The 2,439-nt window shown below is 74.9% G+C and carries 2 protein-coding genes and 1 pseudogene; all 3 read right to left on the reverse strand.

The genetic code is table 11. The features are described from left to right. A pseudogene (locus HUX53_RS32865) lies at positions 1-334 on the reverse strand (ABC transporter permease); the annotation flags it as partial. Next, positions 331-1,770 (reverse strand): ABC transporter permease subunit, encoded by a 1,440-nt coding sequence (locus tag HUX53_RS32870; RefSeq protein WP_176407105.1) that lies wholly within the window; start codon positions 1,768-1,770, stop codon positions 331-333. The gene HUX53_RS32870 and the pseudogene HUX53_RS32865, both read right to left, overlap by 4 nt. Then, complete coding sequence (locus tag HUX53_RS32875; protein ID WP_309237542.1) at positions 1,767-2,276, reverse strand: AAA family ATPase; 510 nt, start codon at positions 2,274-2,276, stop codon at positions 1,767-1,769. Before HUX53_RS32875 ends, HUX53_RS32870 begins: the two co-directional genes overlap by 4 nt. Positions 2,277-2,439: the final 163 nt, after the last annotated feature.

A 2,439-nucleotide genomic window follows, 5' to 3' on the forward strand; every position in this document is an offset into this window, starting at 1 on the left:
CCGCCGCGCCCGCGACGACGGCGGCCTTGGCGGCCAGCACCGCCGCCCGGCGCGGGACGGCCGCCAGCGTCGCCGTGATCGTCCCGGTGGCGTACTCGCCGCCGACCGCCAGGACGCCGAGCACGACCGCGGCGACCTGCCCGACCTGGACGCCCGACAGCGCCAGCCTCGGGGTGTCCTCCATGCAGCCGGCCGGGCTCGTGCAGTGCGCGGTGTCGACGGACCCGGTCACGGCGGCGCCCATCGCGGCGGTGAGCGCCGCCAGGGCCAGCAGGACCCACCAGGTGCTCGGCAGCGTCCGCAGCTTCGTCCACTCCGCGTGCACCGCGTTCACGCGTCCCGCTTCCGCAAGGCCCAGGCGGCGAGGGGCAGCGCCGCCGCCGTGTAGGCGCACAGCACCCCGAACCCGGCCCACGGGCCGATCGCCTCGTCGAACCGCGGGATCGTCCGCTGGATCGCGAACCCGGCGGCGGGGGTGAGGCGCTCCAGCCACCGCGCCGCCGCCAGCGGCAGGCCCGTCGCCACGATCTGCGGGACGAGCAGGAGCAGCAGCACGATCGTGATCGCCGGTGCGCTGCGCCGCACGATCACCGCGACGGCCAGCGAGAACACCGCGACGACGGCGAGCAGCGCCGCCGTGCCGAAGACGGCCCGCAGCACCGCGCCGTCCGACACCGGAGGCGGCGCCAGGCCGTGCGAGCGCAGCACCGGCCCGGCGAGCAGCACCGCGCCGAACGCCGCCGCCAGCCCCGCCGCCGGGGACGCCAGGCCCGCCACGACCGCCTTCGCGGCCAGCACGCGGCCGCGCCGGGGGCTCGCCGCGAACGTCGTGCGCAGCATCCCGCGCCGGTACTCGGCCGTCACGAACAGCACCGCCAGCGCCACGATCGCCGCCTGCCCGATCAGCACGCCGGTGAGGGTCGTCTTGGTGATGTCGTCGGCGAACTCGTCGGGGCCGATGTCGCCGGTGCCCTTCAGCGTGAACGTCCCGCCGGACTCCGTGCGGCCGTCGGCGTCCGGATCGGCGGCGGGCCCGCCCGGCGTGCCCCGGTCCCGCCAGGACGCGCCCGGCGGCACCGGCGACACCGACACGTGGTCGAACGTCGCGCGGGTGTCGCCCGGATGCCCCGAGACGCTCTCCCCGCCGAACTGCCGCCGCACCTCGACCTCGTCGGGGACGGCGACGAACATGCCCGCCAGCGCATCCTCCGGCAGCCCCTCCAGGCGGACCGACCCGACCCGGTGCCAGGCGCGCCCGTCGGCCGAGTCGTAGCCCGTCACCGTCGCGCCGGAGCGGGTCAGCTTCAGCCAGCGCGGCATGGCCGCCGTCCCGCCGCCCTGGCCGCCGCTCTCGTAGCCGGTCTGCAGCCGGACGCCGTGCCCCGGCGTCACCATCAGCGCCGCGTAGGGCGTTCCGCGCTGCGCGCTGCCCCGGATCATCAGCCCGGCCTTCGCCCACGCGCCGCCGCCGTCCTGGGCGGTGACGCGGGCGACGGCCGAGCCGTCCCCGGCGAGCGGCAGGTAGGTGAAGTGGCCGAGGTCGATGATCTGGAGGCGGGCGGTGGCGGACGGCGCGTCCCCCGAGCCGGTGGACTCGGTCCCCGCCGCCGACAGCAGCGCCACCAGCACCGTCAGCAGGACCGACGCCAGCAGCGTCAGCATCCAGCGGGGGACGGTGCGCAGCTTGGTCCACTCGGCCAGCAGCAGCCGCCCGAACCCGTCCCGCGCCTCCGCCTGGACGCCGCTGCGGTAGGACGTGACGGCGGTCACGGCGCCTCCTGCCCGGTCAGGGCCTGGAACTCCACCGCGTCCCTGGTCAGCTCCATGTACGCCTCCTCCAGCGACGCCCGGTGCTCGGCGATCCCGGTGAACGCCACCCCGGCGCCGGTGAGCAGCGCGATGATCCGCTCGGACGGCAGGCCCGCGACCGTCACCGCGTCCCGTCCCGCCGCCGTGACCGTGCCGCCCGCGCGGGCCAGCACCGTCATCGCCTCCTGCCGCTCGGCGGTGCGCAGCTCGACCCGCCCGCCGGACGCGGCGTTGAGGAGTTCCGCGACGCCGGTGTCGGCGATCAGCCGGCCGCGCCCGATCACCACCAGGTGGTCGGCGCCGCCCTCCAGCTCGCTCATCAGATGGCTGGACACCAGCACCGCCCGGCCCTCGGCGGCCAGCGACCGCAGCAGCCCCCGGATCCAGGTGATGCCCTCGGGGTCCAGGCCGTTGACCGGCTCGTCGAACATCAGCACCGGCGGGTCGCCGAGCAGCGCGGCGGCGATCCCTTGCTCTTATACACATCTCCGAGCCCACGAGACCGACTCCCAACTCGCATGCCGTCGTCTGCTTGAAAAAAAAAAAACAAGACCACAGCAATGCAGACCGTTCACCATCCCATATCTATGAAACACCTAACTGCGACAATTGAATGCGTAGACGAATCAA

Origin of the sequence: Actinomadura sp. BRA 177, from assembly GCF_013372625.1 — a bacterium.
GTDB lineage: Bacteria > Actinomycetota > Actinomycetes > Streptosporangiales > Streptosporangiaceae > Spirillospora.